The organism is Microbacterium sp. CIAB417 (assembly GCF_022788845.1).
The window spans coordinates 118,553-135,795 of sequence record NZ_JAHZUT010000004.1 but is presented as its reverse complement, the minus strand read 5'-3'; the positions used below and the strand labels follow the sequence as shown (position 1 = coordinate 135,795).

Below are 17,243 nucleotides of genomic sequence, written 5' to 3'. Positions count from 1 at the left end.
TCCGCGGAGCCGTCCGATCAGTCGACGAACCCCAGCCGGTGGGCGAGGATCACGGCGTGGATGCGGTCGCGGGCCTCGATCTTCGTCAGCACCCGGCCGACATGTGTCTTCACGGTGGACTCGCTGAGGAACAGCGTCCCGGCGATCTCAGCGTTCGTCCGCCCGCGCGCCATCTCGAGGAACACGTCGCGCTCGCGCTCCGTGAGCGACGCGGTCGGATCGTGCGCCGGCTGCGGCGCGGCGAGCCGCGGTCCGATGTGCTCGAGAAGGCGGCGGGTCACGCGCGGGGCGAGCACGGCGTCCCCGCGGTGCACGGCGCGGATGGCGGCGAGCAGCTCCTGCCGCTGCGCGTCCTTGAGCAGGAACCCGCTCGCGCCGGCGCGGATCGCCCCGAAGGCGTACTCGTCGAGGTCGAAGGTGGTGAGGACGAGGACACGGGTGCCCGGATGCGCGCGCACGATCGCCTCCGTGGCGGCGATCCCATCCGTGCCCGGCATCCGGACGTCCATCAGCACCACGTCCGGCTCGAGCGCCGCCGTGCGGGCGAGCGCCTCGGCGCCGTCGCCGGCCTCGCCCACGACGACCAGGTCCTCCTCGGCGTCGAGCACGAGGCGGAACCCCATGCGGATGAGTTCCTGATCGTCGACGAGAAGCACGCGGATCGGCTCGGTCATGCGTCCTCCTGTGCGTCCGGCGGTGTGCTCGCGGATCCGCCGGACGTCGACGACATCGAGGTCTGCGGGAACTGCGCGCGCAGTCTCCATCCTCCCGTCCCGGTCGGTCCGGCGTCGAGGGTTCCGCCGACGTGCGTCACGCGCTCGGCGAGTCCGCGCAGGCCGTACCCGCCGGGAGAGGTCGTGTCGGCGGCGGCATCGTTGACGATCTCCACGACCACCGGGTCCACCGAGCGGTCGATGCGCACCGACACCACGGTCGCGAGGGGAGCGTGCCGCATGGCGTTCGTCACGCCCTCCTGGACGATGCGGCCGATCGCGAACTCCACGGGTTCGGGCAGGCGGGTCTCGCCGGCGACGGTCAGCGCGACCGGGTATCCGGCCTGCTGCGCCGCGGCGACTGTGGTGCGGGGATCGACGGGGCGGGTCGGCGCGAGGGGCGCGTCGGCGTCGCCGTCCCTGAGCACGCCGAGCATCGCGCGCATCTCGCCCAGCGCACCTCGTGCGGTCGCGGCGGCAGCGGTCGAGGCGTCCTTCGCCCGTCCCGGATCCGGGGTCGCGGCCGCACCCTCGGAGAGAGCCACGATGACGGTGAGCGAGTGGGACACGACGTCGTGCATCTCGCGGGCGATGCGCGCGCGCTCGGCGGAGGCGGCGAGCCGGGCCTGCTGGTCCCGCTCGACGAGCAGTTGGCGGGACCGGTCGATGATCGCCTCCACGTAGCGCTTGCGCCCGCCGACGTTCGCGCCGATGAGGGTGCCGATGAGGGCGAGCACGAACTGCCCGAGGACGGCGTTGATCGCCGATGGGAGCGGGAGCGCTCCGGAGAGCTGGAGTGCCGCGGCGAGCAGAGTGAGAACGCCCATGCCGATCCCGAAGCCGATCCATGCCGTCCGGGTCGAGCGGTACACGGCCATGCCGTAACTGGTGACGATGAGCAACGGCCCGCCGGCGGGATCGAGCGCGAGCAGGTAGGCGACGGTGACCGCATAGGAGGCGATGAGGGCGACGGTCGGCCAGCGGCGGCGGCGCAGCAACAGGGCGCAGGCGAGGAGGACGAGGATCCCGATCCCGATGCTCGCGCCGAGCGACGGGGGCTCACCGGGTGCCACGAGGGTGGCGGGAGTCAGCGACAGGGCCAGGCAGACCAAGGCGATCAGCACGTCCGCGACCAGAGGATGCCGGGCCCAGAACCGCCGGATGAATCCCGGGGGACGCGGCAGCCGCAGCTCCTCCGCCGTGACATCCCGTTCCAGGGTGCCACCGGCGGAGGAGCTGCGACCGCTCGAGCTCGACACGGGCTCGACTCTACGCGTCGATGATCCTCGGTGACGCGCTCTCACGCGTCGCGGGTGCGGAGCACGGCCCACCCTCCCAGCATCCCGGCGGCGACCCAGGCGGCCAGTGCGAGATACGCGACCTCCGGGGTCAGGCCGTCGGCTCCGTCCGGTACGGGGTTGATGGCGTACTGCGCGGCGGACATCGGCAGGTAGCGCGAGGCCTCTGCGATCCACTGCCAGGCGTCCCCCGCCATGGTGAACGTCATCGACACGATCGGCAGCACGAACAGCAGCCCGACGGTCGCCGCGATCGCGCCGGCGCCGGAGCGCAGGATGAACCCGAAGGCGACTCCGATCAGCGCGAACACGGCCATCGCCGCGGAGGCGAGCAGGATCGGTCGGATGGTGACATCGAAGTCCGACCAATCAAGACCCAGCCCCTTCGACTCCGCGATCGGGGTGATGACGAGAGCCGCGCCGAAGAAGATCACGAGCGACGCGATGAAAAGCAGCGCGGCGAGCACGACGGCCTTCGCCGTCAGCACCATGCCGCGCACGGGCGTGGCGGTGAGGGTGGAACGGATCATTCCGGTGGAGTACTCACCGGTCACCGAGATCGCGCCCAGGATGCCGGCGAGCAGCATCGTGAACTGGATCGGTGAGACAACGGCTTGGATCATGGGGAACTGGTCTGCGGCGCTGACCGTCGAGGCGATCAGCGTGGCGATCCCGACCGTCAGCAGGGCGGTGATGCCGATCGACCACCAGGTCGAGCGCAGCGTGGCGATCTTGATCCATTCGCTGCGCAGGGTCCGCAGGAAGTTCAGTCGGTACGGCGACGTGACGTGCGTGGCGCGTCGCGTGCCGTCCGCGGTCATGGTGCTCATGCGATCTCCTTGGTCCGGTATTCGACCGAGTCGCCGGTGAGCGCCAGGTAGGCGTCCTCGAGCGATCCGATGGTGGGGGTGAGCTCGTGCAGGGGGATCCCGCGGTCTGCGGCGATGTCGCCGATGCGGGACGCCGGAAGCCCCACGACCTCCAGCAGGTCGGGTTCGGTGCTGACCATCTCCACGTCGGCGTGCGCGACGGCCTCGGCCAGCGCCGCGGCCCGCGGTGTGCGGACGCGCACCGTCGTGGCCGTCCATGCCCGCACGAGGTCGTCCAGCGATGCGTCGGCGAGCACGCGGCCGCGGCCCATCACGATGACGTGATCGGCGGTCTGCGCCATCTCGCTCATCAGATGACTGGACAGCAGGACGGTGCGTCCCTCAGACGCCGCGTGGCGCACGAACTGGCGGACCCAGCGGACGCCCTCCGGGTCGAGTCCGTTGACCGGCTCGTCGAGGATGAGGGTGTGAGGATCGCCGAGCAGCGCCGCGGCGATCCCGAGGCGCTGTCCCATGCCGAGGGAGAACTTCCCCGCTCGCTTCCTGGCGACGGGCGTGATGCCCGCGAGGTCGATGACCTCGTCGACCCGCGAGGCGGGGATGCCATGCGTCGCGGCCAGGGCACGCAGGTGGTTTCGCGCCGTGCGCCCGGTGTGCACGGCCTTGGCGTCCAGCAGCACGCCGACCTCGGTCAGCGGCGCGCGCAGGCGCCGGTACTCGACGCCGCCCACGGTGGTGCGCCCCGAGGTCGGGCGGTCGAGTCCGACGATCATGCGCATCGTGGTCGACTTGCCGGCGCCGTTGGGGCCGAGGAAGCCGGTGACGGCTCCCGGACGGATCGTGAAGGACACGTCCTGGACGGCCGTCTTGTCTCCGAACCTCTTCGTGAGGCCTTCTGCAGTGATCATGCTCCGACGCTACGGATGCCGGGGATCATCGCGCGTCCCCCTGCAGTACCGCCGTGCTGCGCGTCCGATGGCACCGCAGGACCACGGACATCGGAGCAGGAGAAAGCCGCCCGGACGCGCGAGTCTGGGGTCCTCGCGCGCCCGGGCGGAACGGAAGGCGGTCTCAGACCCTGTTGCGTCCTCCGATGACGCGGAACAGGAACGCGATCAGCGCGATGACGCCGACGATCAGGGCCACCCAGAGCAGCCAGTTCAGCGCCGCGTTCAGGCCACCGACGATGGCGAGGACGATGGCGATGACGATGATGACCACCAGTGCGATGTTCATGGAACGACTCCTTCGCTCGTGTTGTCTCGATCATGGCCCTGTTCCCGCCGATCCGCCATGAGGGTTGACGCGCCGTCGCGCGCGATGCTAACCGCGCGCATCGCCCCGCGACGGTCCCGTGCCGCGAGAATGGAAGGCGACGATGAGGAGACACATGGCACCGCACCCGTTCGACGCGATCACGGCAGACGACCTCCGCAGGGCCGGCAGCGTGAAATGGACGACGTTCCCCGACACGGTCGGCGCCTTCGTCGCCGAGATGGACTTCGGGGTCGCGCCCGCGATCACCCAAGCCGTTCACGCGTCGCTGGACGCCGGGCTCACTGGTTATCTGCCGAAGGCTCTTTCGGACGAGCTCACGGCGGCCACGGCATCCTGGTACTCCGAGAAGTACGGCTGGTCGGTGCCGGCCGAGCGGGTGCGTCCCGTGCCGGACGTCATCGCCGCGTTCGAGTTCGCGATCGAGCGCTTCACCGCTCCGGGGGCCGCGGTCATCGTGCCGACACCGGCGTACATGCCGTTCCTCACGGTGCCCGGTCGTCTCGGCCGGCGGGTCATCGAGGTGCCGAGCGTCCTCGAGGACGATCGATGGGTGATGGATCATGCGGGCGTCGCGGCCGCGTTCGCCGACGGCGGTGAACTGCTCGTGCTGTGCAACCCGCACAACCCCCTCGGCACGGTCGCGACGCGGGAGGAGCTGCTGGCCGTCGCCGCGACCGTGGATGCCGCGGGCGGGCGCGTGTTCAGCGACGAGATCCATGCGCCGCTGGTGTACGCACCGGGGAAGCACATCCCGTATGCATCGGTGTCGGACGTCGCCGCCGCGCACACCGTCACCGCGGCATCCGCCTCGAAGGCGTGGAACCTCGCGGGGTTCAAGTGCGCCCAGCTGATCCTCTCGAACGAGGAGTCCGTCCGGCTGTGGGAGGAGGACGGCGGCTGGGCGGGGCACGGAACGGCGACCGTCGGCGTGGTGGCGAACATCGCGGCGTACACGGGCGGTGAGGCCTGGCTGGACGACGTCGTGGAGTACCTCGACGGCAACCGGCGCGTCCTCGCCGAGATGGTGGCCGAGATCCCCGGGGTTAGCGTCGTCATGCCGGAGGGCACGTACATCGCGCTGCTGGACTTCCGCGGCACAGGGCTCACGGGGGACCTCGGGGCGTGGTTCCGCGAGCACGCCGGCGTCGCGATGACGGACGGTGCAGCGTGCGGCGAGGCCGCGGTGGGCTTCACGCGATTCGTGTTCGCGACGCCTCGGCCGGTGATGGTCGAGGCGATCGAGAGGATCGCCGCAGCTCTCGCCGCGCGCTGAACGCGCGCTCGCTTGACGCGCCGGCTGCAGGGGTGTTGCCTGGGAGGATGCGTCACGTGACCTCGGCCGACGGAACATCCATCGCCCTGCACACCGTCGGAGACGGACCAGCCGTCGTCATCGTGAACGGCGCGCTCTCGACGGCCCGCGACGCCGGCCTGATCGCGCGGGCGTTCGCGGATGCCGGGTTGCGGGCGGTCACGTACGATCGGCGTGCCCGCGGAGACAGCGGCGACGCGCCGATCGCCGCTCCGGAGCGCGAGGTCGAGGACCTCGCGGCGGTCATCGCGGCATCCGGTGACGACGTCGCGGTGGTCGGCCACTCCTCGGGCGCGATCCTCGCGCTGTACGCCGCCGGGGAAGGCGTACCGATGTCCCGGCTCTTCCTGTCCGAACCGCCCTTCCGATTCGGCGAGGACGACCCGGCTGCGGATCTCGCCGTTCGGCTTCAGGCGCTGATCGACGACGGACGCCCCGGCGACGCCGTGGTGCTGTTCCAGCGCGAAGCGGTCGGTCTCCCGGAGGCGTTCATCGAGCAGTTCCGGAACTCGCCCGCTTTCGAGCAGGTGGCGGCACTCGCCCGGTCCACGGTGTACGACACCCTGCTGACCCAGCGCACGTCGACGCCGTCCGCGGCGATGCGGGACGTGCGGATGCCGGTCACGATCCTGCGGGGCTCGGAGACCATGCCGATCCTCGTCGCCGCGGCATCCCGGCTGGCCGAGGAGATGCCCGCGGCGGAGTTCCTCGAGGTTCCCGAGTCGGTCGCGCACCGGATGGATCCCGAGGCGACTGCACGGATCGTCGCCGCGCGGGTGCGCTGAAGCTCAAGAAGCCTTTCCGGGCGCCATCCGGCTGTCAAGCCCCTCCTGCGCCGGCATTCGCGTGCCTACCGTCGAGCGCATGATGGCAACCACGAAGACATCCGCGACCAAGGCATCCTCTTCCCGCGCGGCGCGCGGCGGAACCGGCGAGAAGCGCACCCGGCGGCAGAACGCCGAGAAGGGCTTCGCCGCCTCGCCGGAACTGAGCGCGCATCTGCAGGCTGTCCTCGTCGACCTGCTGGAGCTGTCGATGCAGGGCAAGCAGGCGCACTGGAACGTGGTCGGCAAGAACTTCCGCGACACGCACCTGCAGCTCGATGAGATCGTCGTGGCGGCGCGCGAGTTCAGCGACACGATCGCCGAACGCATGCGGGCGCTGCACGCGGTGCCGGACGGCCGCAGCGGCACGGTCGCGTCGACGACGACACTTCCGGAGTATCCGCAGGGCGAGATCGACACCGCCGAGACCGTCGACATCGTGACGGCGCGGCTCGAAGCGGTTGTCGGCACGATGCGCGACGTGCACGACGGCGTGGACGAGGAGGATCCGACCAGCGCCGACATCCTGCACGCGATCATCGAGAAGCTCGAGCAGTACGCCTGGATGGTCAGCGCCGAGAACCGGACTCCGGTCGGGAGCTGATCGTGGACGTCGAGGAGGAGCCGCGCCGCGCCATCGTGACCGGAGCTGACTCGGGGATCGGGAGGGCGACCGCCGTCGCGCTCGCCGCCGAGGGCGTCGACGTCGCGATCACCTGGCATTCGGATGCCGCGGGAGCCGAGGACACCGCCGAGGAGGTGCGCTCGCACGGCGCCCGTGCCCTCGTCGCACGGCTGGACGCGCAGGAGATCCCGGCGTGCGGGGATGTGATCGATGACCTGGTCGCCGAATTGGGCGGGCTGGACGTGTTCGTCAACAACGCCGGAACCGGGCTGCGGACGCCGTTCCTCGACGTCGGGCTCGACGAATGGCGTCGAGTGCTCGACGTCGATCTGACCGGGGCCTTCGTGTGCCTGCAGCGTGCCGCGCGGCACATGGTCGCCGCCGGCCGTGGCGGCCGACTGATCGCGGTGACGAGCGTGCATGCGCATCAGCCGATGGTGGGATCCAGCGCGTACGACGCGGCCAAGCACGGCCTGTCGGGGCTCATGAAGAACATCGCCCTCGAACTCGGCGGCCGCGGGATCACGGCGGTGAGCGTCGCCCCCGGCGAGATCGCCACGCCCATGACCGGTCAGACGGATCAGGATCCCCGGTGGGAGGAGCGCCCCGGCATCCCGCTCGGCCGGCCCGGCGACGCGCGCGAGGTCGCCGCCCTGATCGCCTTCCTCGCCTCGCCGGGGGCCGCCTACATCTCCGGCACCTCGATCGTCATCGACGGCGGGATGCTGCAGATGGGCCCGCAGGCCGGCGCCGCGATCACGCAGCATGGATGGCGGACGGTGTGAGCGGATGCCGTCGGCTCCCGCGGTGCGGATCGGCACGTCCGGGTGGCGCTATCCGTCCTGGCGTGGAGACTTCTACCCGCGCGGGCTGCCGCAGCGCCGAGAGCTGGAGTACATCGCCTCACGGTTCCGCAGCGTCGAGCTGAACGGATCCTTCTATTCGCTGCAGCGGCCGGAGAGCTATCGGCGATGGCGAGAGAGCGTACCGGAGGGCTTCGTCTTCGCGGTCAAGGGGTCCCGTTACATCACGCACATGCTGCGGCTGCGGGACGTCGAGCAGGCCCTGGCGAACTTCTTCGCCTCCGGCGTCCTCGCGCTCGGTCCGGCCCTCGGGCCGGTGCTCTGGCAGCTTCCCGAGCGGGAGGAGTTCGACGAGGACGTGCTGTCGTCCTTCCTGAGGGCCCTGCCGCAGTCGACGGGGGAGGCGCTCGCGCTGGCTCGGCGGCACGACGAGCGGATGCGGGGACGCACGTGGTTGTCGATCGAGGGCGATGTGCCGCTGCGGCATGCGCTCGAGCCCCGCGCCGTCTCGTACGAGGCCGCGACCGCGACACTCGAGCGGTTCGGGGTCGCGATGGCGGTGGCGGACACCGCAGGACGCTTCCCTCGCTTCGCCCCCTCGGACGCGGATTTCGTCTACGCGCGTCTGCACGGGTCGCGCGAGCTGTATGTGAGCGGATACACGGACGCCGAGCTCGACGCGTGGGCGGAACGGATCCGGGGATGGGCGGATGCCGGGCGGGACGTCTATGCGTATTTCGACAACGACGCGCACGGTCACGCCCCGCACGATGCGCTGCGACTGGCGGAACGGAGCCGCTTGGGCTAATCTCTCTAAAATAGAGAGAAATGGGGGACGCAATGCCCAAGGCACTGGTCATCGGCGCGGGTTCGGCAGGACCCGCCGTCGCGCAGCTGCTGACGCGCCACGGATGGGACGCACCGGTCTTCGAAGCACGTGCGGCGCTCGACTCGGCGGCGGGACTCTTCCTGAACGTCGCCGTCAACGGTCGGCGCGTGCTCGACCGACTGGGCGTGACGACGCGCCTGCTCACCGACGCGCATCCCGCCGGATTGATGCAGATGTATAGCAGTCGCGGCCGCCTGCTCGCCACGGTGCCGAACGGTACTGCCGGTGAGCCGGACGCCGGGGGAGTCGTCGTGCGTCGGGGGTGGTTGCAGCAGGTGCTGTGGGATGCCGCGGCCGATGCCGGCGTGCGCATCCACACCGGGCGGCGACTGGCGCAACTGGATGTGGAGGCGGAGGGCGTGCGCGCGCGATTCGCCGACGGACACGTCGAGCACGGCGACATCGTCATCGGCGCGGACGGCGTCGGCTCCGCCGTCCGCCGGTGGATCGCTCCGGAGGCGGCGGCCGATTTCACCGGACTGGTCGGGGCCGGAGGGTTCGCGCGCGTGCCCGATCTCGCGCCGACACCGGGCATCCAGCGATTCGTCTTCGGCCGGAGGTCTTTCTTCGGTTACCTCGTCCGTGAGGACGGCACCGTCTACTGGTTCGCCAATGCGACGGCGTCCGCGCCCCCAGCGCGATCCTCCTCCTCGATCGACATCCTCGCCCAACTGCGAGAGCTGCATGGCGGCGATCCCGATCCCGTGCCCGCGATCCTGGCGAACACGACGACGGACATCGGCGCGTACCCGATCTTCCGGCTGCCGACCGTGCCCCGATGGTGGCGTGGGCGGGCTGTCGCGGTCGGCGACGCCGTGCACGCGACGAGTCCCTCAGCAGGACAGGGCGCGTCGTTGGCGCTCGAGGACGCCGCCGAACTCGCCGCTCAGCTCGTGCGCGCCGATGGACACGAGGCGGCATTCGCGGCGTTCGAGGCGTCTCGACGATCCCGCGCGGAGAGGGTAGTCGCATACGCCGCGGCGCTCGATCGTCAGAAGAAGGTGAAGGGCGGACGCGTGGGCACCGCCTTCCGGGATGCGATGCTGCCGCTGTTCCTGCGCAACGCCACGACGGACACCCGTTATGACTGGGTGTTCGATCACCGTCCGCCGGAGATCTGACGCGGTCGTTACGCTGGGGCAGGAGAGACGCCTCAGGGGGACCGCATGTCAGAATCTCAGGACCGCGCCGCCGCGGTCGCCCGGCAGGGTGAGGTCATGCGGGAGTTCATGGCGCGCGCCGTGCTCTTTCAGGATGCGGTCGCCCGTTCGGCCGGGCTCAACGGCACGGATCTGCAGGTCGTGGGCCTGCTGCTCGACGGCGGTCCGGCGACTCCGGGGGATCTCGCCGCCCGCACCGGCCTGACGACGGGCGGTGCGATCACGACCGCGATCAACCGATTGGAAAGCGCCGGGTACGTCGTCCGCAGCCGTGATGTCTCGGACCGCCGCCGCGTGATCGTCTCCGCCGTGCCCGAGCGGCTCACCGCCGCGGTCGGTGCCGTCTACGACGGCGTCGCGCGACGGTGGGGCGACTACATCGCGACGCTGAGCGACGAGCAGCTCGCGTTCGCGAACGACTTCCTCGCGCGCGCCGCGGACTTCAATCGCGACGAGATCGAATCCTTGCGCGCGCGTGGGGGCCGATGAGGAGGAATCGATCCGCCGCGCACGCTCGCGGGCCGACTATCGCAGGAGAGGGGCGAGCGCGGCGGTCAGCCGCTCGCCCATCAACCGGTATCCCACGGCGTCCGGGTGCACGCCGTCAGAGAGCAGGTGCGCGTCGTCGAAGTCGAGGATGCCCGGGCCGTCGATGAGATGCAGCCGCTCGTCGTCGGTTCCTGACACGACCTCGGCGATGGCCTCGCGCATCCCCGCCAGCGTGACGCCCACCGCGTTCGGCCTCTGCTCCAGTCCCGGCGCCACGATCGGGGTGATCACGGCGATCGGCACCTGCGGGTGGGCCGCGCGGACCTGATCGAGGAATCCCGCGACCTGCGGTTTCCGCTTCGCGGGGGGAGGCCTTCGTGCGCGGACCCGTCTCCGAAACGTCCTGGAAACGCCCCGCTCTCTTTCGTGACATACCCGGCGCTCGCGCGTGCCCACCGCACATTCGCGAGCGCCGAGCATGGGATGTCGATCCATGGTCCCGGTCCGGCGACCGGCTCACACTGACTCTCGACGAGCCGGTGAGCCGCATCGGCCCGGGGAGAGACGGAGCATCATGGAGTCGTTCGAGGTCGCAGTCGTCGGGATGGGTGCGCTCGGCAGCGCCGCCACGTATCACCTGGCCCGCAGGGGCGCGAAGGTGGTCGCCCTCGAGCAGTACGAGCTGGGCCACGTGCGCGGCGCGTCGCACGACACCTCCCGGATCGTCCGCACCTCCTACGGCTCCAGCGCGTACGTGCGGCTCGCGCAGTCCGCGTACCGCGACTGGGCCGAATTGGAGGAGGAGTCCGGCGAGCGGCTTCTGACGATCACCGGCGGGATCATCCTCCTTCCGACCGATGGTCCCTACGCGGCCGCGGACTTCACGGCCGCCCTGACCGAATGCGGGGTGGAGCACGAGCTGCTCTCCCCCGCCGAGGTCCGGTCGCGCTGGCCGCAGTTCCACGTGCCCGACGGCGTCGAGACGGTGTACACGGCCGACACCGGAATCGCCCATGCCGCCCGCACGGTCGCGACGCTGCAGATGCGCGCGCGGGTGCATGGCGCGGAGATCCGCGACCGCACGCCGGTGGAGAGCCTCGGACCCGACGGCGACGGCGTCATCGTCCGGACCGCACGCGGCGACATCCGCGCCGGCAAGGTGATCCTCGCAACGGATGCCTGGACCAACGCACTCCTCGATCCGCTGGGCGCGAGCATTCCGCTGGACGTCATGCAGGAGCAGGTGAGTTACTTCCGTCCCGCGGCGGCGGAGGACTACGACCGTTCTGTGTTCCCGGTGTGGATCTGGGAGGACGACGAGTGCTACTACGGGTTCCCGACCTATGGAGAGCCGACCGTCAAGGCCGCTCGCGACGTCTCGGAGAACCGGATGGCTCCGTCCGAGCGGTCCTTCGAACCCGCACCCGCCCTCACGGAGCAGCTGGCCGGGTTCATGGCGTCCCTGCTCCCGGGATCCGGATCCGTGCTGCGGACCGTGACCTGCCAGTACGCGCTCACCCGGGATCGCCGATTCGTGCTCAGCGCCCTGCCCGAGCATCCGGACATCATCGTCGGCCTCGCCGCAGGGCACGGGTTCAAGTTCACGCCGGCGCTCGGCAGGGTGCTGGCGGAGCTCGCACTCGACGGCGAATCGACGGACGACCTGAGCGAGTTCACCGCCGCGGCGGCGATGGCCGTCTGAGCGATCCCGATCGCTGCAGCGCCTCAAGAACCCCTCGTGCCATGGAGGAACCACCCATCATGCGACTGTTCCCGTGGGATGCCGCACCGTACATCCGGCGTCGGCCGCTGAGTAGCGTGACCGCCATGTCATCGACGACACCCGCCGTTCTCGGACCCTGCGACCGCGCGCCCGCCGCGGCGTCCGCCGGAGCGACGGCGCGATGACCCGCTACATCGTGTCGAGGATCCTGTCCTCCCTCTTCGTCCTCTTCGTGCTGTCGGTGCTCGTGTTCTCGATGGTGCGGATCATCCCCGGAGACCCGCTCGCCGCATTCGTCGACCCTGCCAATCCCGACCCGGAGAAGCTCGAGGCGCTGCGCACCGAGCTCGGCCTCGACCAGCCCTGGATCACGCAGTACTTCAGCTGGCTGCTCGGCGTGGTGCAGGGCGACTTCGGCCGCGCGATCACGATCCCCGGAGAGGTTTCCGACCTCGTGGCGGCGCGCCTGCCGCTGAGTCTCACGCTGGCGGTCATGGCGACCGTGTTCGGGACGGCGCTCGGCATCCCTGCGGGCATCCTCGCCGCCACCCGGTGGAGGCGACTCCCGGACCATGTCGTCCGCGGACTCTCCTTCGTGCTCCTGGCGACACCGCCCTTCGTCCTCGGCACCGTCCTCATCCTCGTCAACTCCCTCACCCTGAAGCTGCCGCTCGTAGGGTACTCCGGGGCGGAGGGCGATCCCCTGCGCGCGTTCGGGGTGCTGATCCTCCCGGCGCTGCTGATCGGCATCGTGCTCGCCGCGATCATCGCCCGATACACCCGGGGCACCCTCCTCGACACCCTGGGCCAGGACTTCGTCCGCACGGCGCGGGCGAAGGGGGCCTCACCGAGACGACTCGTGACCGGGCACGCCATGCGCAATGCGCTGATCCCCGTGATGACCGTGATCGGCATCGAACTGGCGGCTCTGGTCGGCGGGACGGTCGTGATCGAGGCCGTCTTCTCCCTGCCGGGCATGGGGTCGCTGCTGCTCACCGGCATCCGCTCCTCGGACTACCCGATCATCCAGGCGACCGTGCTGCTGATCGGGGTCGTGTACGTCGTGATCAACTTCGTCGTCGACCTGCTCTATCCGCTGATCGACCCCCGAGTGAGAGTGCACGCCCGATGACCGTCACCAGAGAGCTCGCCCTCGCCGAAGTCGCCGGCCGCCGACCACGCCGCCGCCGGTTCGGCCCGTCCTTCTGGAGCGGTGCCGGCATCCTCGTCGCGATCCTCGCGGTCGCAGGATGGATGACGCTGTGGCCGCCCTACGACCCGTTCGCCGCCTCGGGTCCGGCGCTGAGCGGACCCAGTGCCGAGCACCTGCTCGGCACTGACAACCTCGGACGCGACACGCTCACCCGACTCGCGCTCGCCGCCAGGACCAGCCTCGTCATCTCGGGTGCCGCGGCCCTGCTCGGCGCAGTGATCGGGACGTTCTTCGGTCTCATCGCGGGCTACGTCGGCGGATGGGTCGACTCCGTCATCATGCGGGTGGTGGACGCCATGCTGGCCCTGCCCGCGATCCTCGTCGCGCTGGTGGTCGGCGTCGTGATCGGCAACGGTCCCGGTCCGCTGATCCTCGCTCTCGGCCTGATCTTCGCCCCGGGCTTCGCCCGCGTGATGCGTGCCCCGGTGATCGCGCTCCGAGAGCGGGACTTCGTGCTCGCGGCCACCCTGAGCGGAGTGCGCCCCGCGCGCGTGGTCGCCGAGCATCTCCTCCCGAACGTCCTCACGCCCCTGTTCGTCCAGTTCGCGTCGGTCGCGTCGCAGGTCGTGCTGATCGAGGCGGCGCTCAGCTATCTCGGCCAGGGCGTGCAGGCTCCCGAGCCGTCCGCAGGACGCATGATCAGCGAGTTCACCCGTTTCATGCAGATGCAGCCGCTGCTGATCATCCTCCCCTCGCTCGTGATCATCCTCCTGTCGGCGGCGTGGAACCTCCTCGCCGACGGGATGCAGGACTACCTCGCGCCCCGGCGCGAACCCGCGTTCTCGCTGGGCCGAGCATCGCGCCGCAGGCGTGACGCCCGCGACCGCACCACCGCATCACCCTCGCAGGACACCCGAACAGAGAAGAGGCCCTCATGAACAGACGACACCGGGCAGCGGCGGCGGCACTCGCCGTGGCGACCCTGACCATCGCGGGCTGCGCATCCGCCGGCGACTCCGGGGGCGGATCCGCGGATGCCGGCGAACCGGTCTCCGGCGGCACGCTCACATGGGGCGTTCCCGCCGAACCGTCCGCCGGAGGCGTGGACCCGATGGTCGCCTCGGCGATCGCCGCCGAGGTCATCGACTCCATCGCCTACGACACCCTCCTCACCCGAGACGACGACGGCACGGTGGAGCCGGCACTCGCGACCGAGTGGGAGCAGACCGACGAGCTGACCTGGGTCTTCCAGCTCCGCGACGACGTCCTCTTCGCCGACGGCACACCCTTCGACGCCGGCGACGTCGTGTACTCGTTCGAGACCCGGAAGGACGGCGGCTCCAACGCCACGTATCTCAGCAGCATGGAGAGCGTCGAGGCGACCGGCGATCACGAGGTCACCTTCCACTTCAGCCAGCCGGACGGCACCTTCCTTGACGCGGTCTCGGCCCGCCAGACCTTCTTCATCGTCAGCGAGGAGGCCTACGGAGGCGCCACCGAGGAGGAACGTCAGACCACCACCGTCGGGACCGGCGCCTACCAGGTGACCGAGTGGAAGCAGGGCGTCTCGATCACGATGGAGAAGAACGAGAACTACTGGGGCGACGAGCCGTACCTGGACGAGATCGTCTTCGAGCTCTACCCGGACGAGAACACCCTGCTCGCGGCCGTGCAGCAGGGAAGCGTGCAGGCCGCGTCGTTCATCGACGGCAGCCTGGCGCAGCAGGCGGAGGCCTCCGGATTCACCCTCGGCGACGCCGCATTCCGGCAGAACCTCGCCATCTACGTCAACCCGGAACAGGGCCCGCTCGCCGATCTCGACGTGCGTCGCGCGTTCTCACTGGCGCTCGACCGGCAGGCCCTGGTCGACACGGCGATGCTCGGCAACGCCGGGATCTCGTTCGTGCCGCCGGCCGGCGACCCCGGTGCGACGGATGCGTCGGAGCTGCCCTATTACACGCGCGACGTCGACGAGGCGAAGCGACTCCTCGAGGAGGCCGGGCAGCCCAACCCGGAGATCACGCTCAGCTACATGGGAGACGTCGCGGCAGCGCACCATCCCGTCTACGAGATGATGCAGCAGCAGCTCGCCGAGGCGGGCATCACGCTGAACCTGGAGGCGACGCCGCTGTCCGAGATCGCGCCGATCTTCACGTCCGGCGAGACCTGGACCGACCTGGTGGCGATCCCCGGCAGCCCTCGTGCCTCCGCCGTGTTCTACCTCGAGCCCGTGCTGCTCGAAGGGGGCGTGTACAACCACTGGGAGGGCAATCCCGACGCCGACAAGGCGCGTGAGCTGCTCATCGCGGCCAAGTCGGCCGCGAGCCCCGAGGAGTACGAGGACCTCGTCGGGCAGCTCGCGGAGGAGGCGGCCGACAAGGCGCTCGAATTCGTGCCGGCTGCTGTGCCGGTGTACTTCGAGGTCTGGGACGCCGCGAAGCTCCAGGGCTACGAGAACGACGTGTTCTATTCGAGGTCCGGACTCGACAGCGCCTGGCTCGCCCGATGACGGATGCCGCCGAGGCGCTCCGCGTCGACAACCTCACCATCTCCTACGGATCCGCACCCGCGTCCGTGTCCGGAGTGTCCCTCCGGGTTCGCCAGGGGGAGATCGTCGGCGTGATCGGCGAGTCGGGAAGCGGGAAGTCCAGCGTCGCGCTCGCGATGATGGGCCTGCTTCCCGACTCCGCACGCGTGTCGGCCGACCGCATGACGGTCGCCGGGATCGACGTGTCCGCCGCCACGGAGCGCGAGTGGGCGCAGGTGCGGGGTGCGAAGGCCTCGATGGTCTTCCAGGAGCCGATGTCTGCGCTCAACCCGTGCATGCGCATCGGCGCGCAGATCGCCGAGGTGCTGCTCATCCATGGCGCCGCCGACCGCAGGCAGGCGCGGGCCCGCGCGCTCGAGATCCTACGGCTCGTGCAGATGCCGGATGCTGAGAAGCGACTCGACTACTTCCCGCACCAGCTCTCGGGAGGTCAGCGGCAGCGCGTCGTGATCGCGATCGCAGTGGCCGCCGGCCCATCGCTCCTCGTCGCCGACGAGCCGACCACCGCGCTCGACGTGACAGTCCAGGCGCAGATCCTCGACCTCATCAAGAGCCTTCGCGATGAGACGGGCATGGGCGTGCTGTTCATCAGTCACGACCTGGGCGTGATCGGCCAGCTGTGCGAGCGGGTGGCCGTCATGTACCGCGGGCGCGTCGTCGAAGCCGGGTCGGCGCGACGCGTCCTGGAGGATCCGGGTCATCCTTATACCAGGGCACTGCTCGAGAGCATCCCGCGGCCATCCGTTCCGGTGAGGTCTCCCCTCGCGGTGATCCCGCCCGTCAACGACTTCGCCCAGGTCCCGGCCGTGCTGGAGGAGGCCTCATGACCGACGTCCTGAGGGTCAACGACGTCACCCAGCGTTTCGGGCACGGCGATGCAGCGATGACCGCACTCGACGACGTGAGCCTTCGGGTGCGCCGCGGGGAGACCCTCGGGCTCGTCGGCGAATCGGGGTCCGGCAAGAGCACGCTCGCGCGCGCCATCCTCCTGATGCGCAAGCCCACCGCCGGAACGATCGAGTTCGACGGCGTCGACATCACCGGCCTGCGCGGGCGGGCACTGCGTCGGCACCGTCGCCGCGTGCAGATGGTCTTCCAGGATCCCAACGACTCCCTGGATCCGCGCTTCTCGGTCGCCCGTTCGATCGCCGAACCGCTCGTCGCCGCCGGCGTCAGCCCGAAGGAGCGTCGGCGACGGATCGCCGACTCGCTCGACCGCGTCGGGCTTCCGATGGAGGCCGCCGGACGTTATCCGCACGAATTCTCCGGAGGTCAGCGGCAGCGGATCGCGATCGCGCGCGCCATGGCGGCCGAACCCGAGTTCGTCGTGCTCGACGAGCCGACGTCCGCGCTGGACGTCTCCGTGCAGGCGCAGGTGCTCAATCTCCTCGTGCAGCTGCAGAACGAGACGGGGGTGACCTATCTCTTCATCACCCACAACCTGTCGGTGGTCCACCACATCGCCCACCGCGTCGCCGTGATGCACCAGGGCCGGGTCGTCGAGGAGGGCACCGGCGAGCAGGTGATGAACGCGCCGGAGCATCCGTACACGCAGCGCCTGCTGGAATCCATGCCGGTGCTCTACCGCACTTGAACCC

General features: G+C 70.2%; 19 protein-coding genes. 13 read left to right on the top strand and 6 right to left on the bottom strand.

Annotation, left to right across the window (positions count from 1 at the left end; genetic code table 11):
• Positions 1–17: 17 nt before the first annotated feature.
• From KYX17_RS18035 to KYX17_RS18015, 5 genes are all read right to left on the bottom strand, one after another.
• On the bottom strand, positions 18–674 hold the full coding sequence (locus KYX17_RS18035; protein WP_243228343.1) for a response regulator transcription factor: 657 nt from the start codon (positions 672–674) through the stop codon (positions 18–20).
• Positions 671–1,972, bottom strand: coding sequence for a sensor histidine kinase (locus tag KYX17_RS18030; protein ID WP_243228342.1), 1,302 nt, complete (start codon positions 1,970–1,972; stop codon positions 671–673). Before KYX17_RS18030 ends, KYX17_RS18035 begins: the two co-directional genes overlap by 4 nt.
• Before the next feature lie 41 nt (positions 1,973–2,013).
• Positions 2,014–2,841: an ABC transporter permease subunit gene (locus KYX17_RS18025; RefSeq protein ID WP_243228341.1), complete on the bottom strand. Its 828-nt coding sequence runs from the start codon at positions 2,839–2,841 to the stop codon at positions 2,014–2,016.
• Positions 2,838–3,749 (bottom strand): ABC transporter ATP-binding protein, encoded by a 912-nt coding sequence (locus KYX17_RS18020; RefSeq protein WP_243228340.1) that lies wholly within the window; start codon positions 3,747–3,749, stop codon positions 2,838–2,840. Before KYX17_RS18020 ends, KYX17_RS18025 begins: the two co-directional genes overlap by 4 nt.
• A 163-nt stretch (positions 3,750–3,912) precedes the next feature.
• Positions 3,913–4,077, bottom strand: coding sequence for a hypothetical protein (locus KYX17_RS18015; RefSeq protein WP_243228339.1), 165 nt, complete (start codon positions 4,075–4,077; stop codon positions 3,913–3,915).
• 154 nt (positions 4,078–4,231) lie between these two features.
• On the opposite strand from KYX17_RS18015, the gene KYX17_RS18010 reads away from it, so the two are divergent.
• The 7 genes from KYX17_RS18010 (at position 4,232) to KYX17_RS17980 (ending at position 10,221) form a co-directional block, all read left to right on the top strand.
• The gene (locus KYX17_RS18010) at positions 4,232–5,392 is read left to right on the top strand and encodes a MalY/PatB family protein (protein WP_243228338.1); all 1,161 of its coding nucleotides are present in this window, start codon (positions 4,232–4,234) and stop codon (positions 5,390–5,392) included.
• A gap of 47 nt (positions 5,393–5,439) precedes the next feature.
• Positions 5,440–6,216 carry an alpha/beta fold hydrolase gene (locus KYX17_RS18005; RefSeq protein ID WP_243228337.1) on the top strand — a complete coding sequence of 259 codons (777 nt, stop codon included), beginning with the start codon at positions 5,440–5,442 and terminating at the stop codon, positions 6,214–6,216.
• Positions 6,217–6,295: 79 nt separating this feature from the next.
• On the top strand, positions 6,296–6,859 hold the full coding sequence (locus KYX17_RS18000; RefSeq protein WP_243228336.1) for a Dps family protein: 564 nt from the start codon (positions 6,296–6,298) through the stop codon (positions 6,857–6,859).
• A 2-nt stretch (positions 6,860–6,861) separates the two neighbouring features.
• Positions 6,862–7,665 (top strand): SDR family oxidoreductase, encoded by an 804-nt coding sequence (locus KYX17_RS17995; protein ID WP_243228335.1) that lies wholly within the window; start codon positions 6,862–6,864, stop codon positions 7,663–7,665.
• A 4-nt stretch (positions 7,666–7,669) separates the two neighbouring features.
• Positions 7,670–8,491 carry a DUF72 domain-containing protein gene (locus KYX17_RS17990; protein WP_243228334.1) on the top strand — a complete coding sequence of 274 codons (822 nt, stop codon included), beginning with the start codon at positions 7,670–7,672 and terminating at the stop codon, positions 8,489–8,491.
• Positions 8,492–8,523: 32 nt separating this feature from the next.
• Positions 8,524–9,693, top strand: a complete 1,170-nt coding sequence (locus tag KYX17_RS17985) for an NAD(P)/FAD-dependent oxidoreductase (RefSeq protein ID WP_243228333.1) — start codon at positions 8,524–8,526, stop codon at positions 9,691–9,693.
• 45 nt (positions 9,694–9,738) lie between these two features.
• Positions 9,739–10,221: a helix-turn-helix domain-containing protein gene (locus KYX17_RS17980; protein WP_243228332.1), complete on the top strand. Its 483-nt coding sequence runs from the start codon at positions 9,739–9,741 to the stop codon at positions 10,219–10,221.
• A 36-nt stretch (positions 10,222–10,257) separates the two neighbouring features.
• Here the strand turns inward: KYX17_RS17980 and KYX17_RS17975 are convergent, their stop codons facing one another.
• Positions 10,258–10,512 (bottom strand): hypothetical protein, encoded by a 255-nt coding sequence (locus KYX17_RS17975; protein ID WP_243228331.1) that lies wholly within the window; start codon positions 10,510–10,512, stop codon positions 10,258–10,260.
• Between the two features lie 283 nt (positions 10,513–10,795).
• Here KYX17_RS17975 and solA point away from each other — a divergent pair, with 283 nt between their 5' ends.
• The 6 genes from solA (at position 10,796) to KYX17_RS17945 (ending at position 17,239) form a co-directional block, all read left to right on the top strand.
• Positions 10,796–11,923, top strand: a complete 1,128-nt coding sequence (gene solA, locus KYX17_RS17970) for an N-methyl-L-tryptophan oxidase (protein WP_243228330.1) — start codon at positions 10,796–10,798, stop codon at positions 11,921–11,923.
• A 202-nt stretch (positions 11,924–12,125) separates the two neighbouring features.
• Positions 12,126–13,076: an ABC transporter permease gene (locus KYX17_RS17965; RefSeq protein ID WP_243228329.1), complete on the top strand. Its 951-nt coding sequence runs from the start codon at positions 12,126–12,128 to the stop codon at positions 13,074–13,076.
• A complete protein-coding gene (locus tag KYX17_RS17960) occupies positions 13,073–14,035 on the top strand; it encodes an ABC transporter permease (RefSeq protein ID WP_243228328.1) in 963 nt (320 codons plus the stop codon). Before KYX17_RS17965 ends, KYX17_RS17960 begins: the two co-directional genes overlap by 4 nt.
• Positions 14,032–15,606 carry an ABC transporter substrate-binding protein gene (locus KYX17_RS17955; RefSeq protein ID WP_243228327.1) on the top strand — a complete coding sequence of 525 codons (1,575 nt, stop codon included), beginning with the start codon at positions 14,032–14,034 and terminating at the stop codon, positions 15,604–15,606. Before KYX17_RS17960 ends, KYX17_RS17955 begins: the two co-directional genes overlap by 4 nt.
• Positions 15,603–16,472 carry an ABC transporter ATP-binding protein gene (locus tag KYX17_RS17950; protein WP_243228326.1) on the top strand — a complete coding sequence of 290 codons (870 nt, stop codon included), beginning with the start codon at positions 15,603–15,605 and terminating at the stop codon, positions 16,470–16,472. Before KYX17_RS17955 ends, KYX17_RS17950 begins: the two co-directional genes overlap by 4 nt.
• On the top strand, positions 16,469–17,239 hold the full coding sequence (locus KYX17_RS17945; RefSeq protein ID WP_243228325.1) for an ATP-binding cassette domain-containing protein: 771 nt from the start codon (positions 16,469–16,471) through the stop codon (positions 17,237–17,239). Before KYX17_RS17950 ends, KYX17_RS17945 begins: the two co-directional genes overlap by 4 nt.
• The last annotated feature ends 4 nt before the right edge of the window (positions 17,240–17,243 follow it).

Excerpts from the sequence above, each read along its gene's own strand:
- KYX17_RS18035 (WP_243228343.1), bottom strand. The coding sequence starts at position 674 with ATGACCGAGCCGATCCGCGTGCTTCTCGTCGACGATCAGGAACTCATC.
- KYX17_RS18025 (WP_243228341.1), bottom strand. The coding sequence starts at position 2,841 with ATGAGCACCATGACCGCGGACGGCACGCGACGCGCCACGCACGTCACG.
- KYX17_RS18020 (WP_243228340.1), bottom strand. The coding sequence starts at position 3,749 with ATGATCACTGCAGAAGGCCTCACGAAGAGGTTCGGAGACAAGACGGCC.
- KYX17_RS18015 (WP_243228339.1), bottom strand. The coding sequence starts at position 4,077 with ATGAACATCGCACTGGTGGTCATCATCGTCATCGCCATCGTCCTCGCC.
- KYX17_RS18010 (WP_243228338.1), top strand. The coding sequence starts at position 4,232 with ATGGCACCGCACCCGTTCGACGCGATCACGGCAGACGACCTCCGCAGG.
- KYX17_RS18005 (WP_243228337.1), top strand. The coding sequence starts at position 5,440 with ATGCGTCACGTGACCTCGGCCGACGGAACATCCATCGCCCTGCACACC.
- KYX17_RS18000 (WP_243228336.1), top strand. The coding sequence starts at position 6,296 with ATGATGGCAACCACGAAGACATCCGCGACCAAGGCATCCTCTTCCCGC.
- KYX17_RS17990 (WP_243228334.1), top strand. The coding sequence starts at position 7,670 with ATGCCGTCGGCTCCCGCGGTGCGGATCGGCACGTCCGGGTGGCGCTAT.
- KYX17_RS17985 (WP_243228333.1), top strand. The coding sequence starts at position 8,524 with ATGCCCAAGGCACTGGTCATCGGCGCGGGTTCGGCAGGACCCGCCGTC.
- KYX17_RS17980 (WP_243228332.1), top strand. The coding sequence starts at position 9,739 with ATGTCAGAATCTCAGGACCGCGCCGCCGCGGTCGCCCGGCAGGGTGAG.
- solA (WP_243228330.1), top strand. The coding sequence starts at position 10,796 with ATGGAGTCGTTCGAGGTCGCAGTCGTCGGGATGGGTGCGCTCGGCAGC.
- KYX17_RS17965 (WP_243228329.1), top strand. The coding sequence starts at position 12,126 with ATGACCCGCTACATCGTGTCGAGGATCCTGTCCTCCCTCTTCGTCCTC.
- KYX17_RS17960 (WP_243228328.1), top strand. The coding sequence starts at position 13,073 with ATGACCGTCACCAGAGAGCTCGCCCTCGCCGAAGTCGCCGGCCGCCGA.
- KYX17_RS17955 (WP_243228327.1), top strand. The coding sequence starts at position 14,032 with ATGAACAGACGACACCGGGCAGCGGCGGCGGCACTCGCCGTGGCGACC.
- KYX17_RS17950 (WP_243228326.1), top strand. The coding sequence starts at position 15,603 with ATGACGGATGCCGCCGAGGCGCTCCGCGTCGACAACCTCACCATCTCC.
- KYX17_RS17945 (WP_243228325.1), top strand. The coding sequence starts at position 16,469 with ATGACCGACGTCCTGAGGGTCAACGACGTCACCCAGCGTTTCGGGCAC.